Below are 1,802 nucleotides of genomic sequence, written 5' to 3'. Positions count from 1 at the left end.
TGAGAGGTAGACCTCTCAAAACTAAACAAAGTTTCGAAGCTTGTGTGCAGGTTTCCGTACGTTAAGTTGGCTTTGACCCCAAACCTAACTTTTCCTTAGAAAGGAGGTGATCCAGCCGCAGGTTCTCCTACGGCTACCTTGTTACGACTTCACCCTAATCATCTGTCCCACCTTAGACGGCTAGCTCCTATAAATAGGTTACCGCACCGGCTTTGGGTGTTACAAACTCTCATGGTGTGACGGGCGGTGTGTACAAGGCCCGGGAACGTATTCACCGCGGCGTGCTGATCCGCGATTACTAGCGATTCCAACTTCATGTAGGCGAGTTGCAGCCTACAATCCGAACTGAGACTGACTTTTAGAGATTAGCTTGACCTCGCGGTCTCGCAACTCGTTGTATCAGCCATTGTAGCACGTGTGTAGCCCAGGTCATAAGGGGCATGATGATTTGACGTCATCCCCACCTTCCTCCGGTTTGTCACCGGCAGTCTCACCAGAGTGCCCAACTGAATGCTGGCAACTGATAATAAGGGTTGCGCTCGTTGCGGGACTTAACCCAACATCTCACGACACGAGCTGACGACAACCATGCACCACCTGTCTTAGCGTCCCCGAAGGGAACGTCTTATCTCTAAGATTGGCGCTAGATGTCAAGACCTGGTAAGGTTCTTCGCGTTGCTTCGAATTAAACCACATGCTCCACCGCTTGTGCGGGCCCCCGTCAATTCCTTTGAGTTTCAACCTTGCGGTCGTACTCCCCAGGCGGAGTGCTTAATGCGTTAGCTGCAGCACTGAAGGGCGGAAACCCTCCAACACTTAGCACTCATCGTTTACGGCGTGGACTACCAGGGTATCTAATCCTGTTTGCTACCCACGCTTTCGAGCCTCAGCGTCAGTTACAGACCAGAGAGCCGCCTTCGCCACTGGTGTTCTTCCATATATCTACGCATTTCACCGCTACACATGGAGTTCCACTCTCCTCTTCTGCACTCAAGTTCCCCAGTTTCCAATGCATTTCTTCGGTTAAGCCGAAGGCTTTCACATCAGACTTAAAAAACCGCCTGCACTCGCTTTACGCCCAATAAATCCGGATAACGCTTGCCACCTACGTATTACCGCGGCTGCTGGCACGTAGTTAGCCGTGGCTTTCTGGTTAGATACCGTCACTACCTGGCCAGTTACTACCAAGTACGTTCTTCTCTAACAACAGAGTTTTACGATCCGAAAACCTTCTTCACTCACGCGGCGTTGCTCCATCAGACTTTCGTCCATTGTGGAAGATTCCCTACTGCTGCCTCCCGTAGGAGTTTGGGCCGTGTCTCAGTCCCAATGTGGCCGATCAACCTCTCAGTTCGGCTACGTATCATCGTCTTGGTGAGCCGTTACCTCACCAACTAACTAATACGCCGCGGGTCCATCCTTAAGCGATAGCAAAACCATCTTTCAAATAAAAACCATGTGGTTTTTATTGTTATGCGGTATTAGCATCTGTTTCCAAATGTTATCCCCCACTAAAGGGTAGGTTACCCACGTGTTACTCACCCGTCCGCCACTCGTTTTGATTATCTCTTCCAATGCAAGCATCTTCTGATCAAATCGAAACTCGTTCGACTTGCATGTATTAGGCACGCCGCCAGCGTTCATCCTGAGCCAGGATCAAACTCTCATATAAAAGTTTGTGACTCTTTTTTGATTTAAAAACTAGCGAATTGACTTCGCAAATGTTACTTGATCACAACAACCGAAGTTGTCATGAGCCCTGCACATTTTCGAAACTTTGTTCAGTTTTCAAAGATCTACCA

At 49.2% G+C, this 1,802-nt stretch carries 1 rRNA gene; it reads right to left on the bottom strand.

The features are described 5' to 3' along the window. Positions 1-99: 99 nt before the first annotated feature. Positions 100-1,672 (bottom strand): 16S ribosomal RNA (locus EKM81_RS10830). Between the last annotated feature and the right edge of the window lie 130 nt (positions 1,673-1,802).

It is taken from the genome of Lapidilactobacillus gannanensis (genome assembly GCF_003946675.1).
Lineage (GTDB): Bacteria > Bacillota > Bacilli > Lactobacillales > Lactobacillaceae > Lapidilactobacillus > Lapidilactobacillus gannanensis.
The sequence above is the reverse complement of the archived record's forward strand: the minus strand, read 5'-3'. Positions and strand labels throughout refer to the sequence as shown.